This window comes from Methylobacterium sp. CCH5-D2, assembly GCF_001556475.1.
In the GTDB taxonomy this organism is placed as follows: domain Bacteria; phylum Pseudomonadota; class Alphaproteobacteria; order Rhizobiales; family Beijerinckiaceae; genus Methylobacterium; species Methylobacterium hispanicum.
This window is the reverse complement of the sequence record NZ_LSIX01000696.1, coordinates 1-222: the sequence shown is the minus strand read 5'-3', so window position 1 is coordinate 222 and position 222 is coordinate 1. Positions and strand designations below refer to the sequence as shown.

Genomic DNA, 222 nt, shown 5'->3' with positions numbered 1-222 from the left:
CGTTAGCCTCGCTCGTGCGCGTGCCGTCGATCGCGTCGACCCGCCAGCCGCGCCCGCGCAGGGTCTCGGCGAGCGCCGCGCCGGTCTCGAGGAAAGCCACCGAGAGTGCGACCTGCTCGCCGGCCTCCAGAAGGATCTCGGCGAAGTCACTGGTACCGGCGACCCGCAGCAGGCTCGCCTTCTGACGGAAGCGCAGGTCGGCGGCCCAGCCGGCGGGCCGGC

The 222-nt window shown here is 74.3% G+C and carries 1 pseudogene; it reads right to left on the bottom strand.

What is annotated here, in order from left to right:
• Window positions 1-222 (bottom strand): annotated as a pseudogene (locus tag AX737_RS18335) (restriction endonuclease subunit R); the annotation flags it as partial.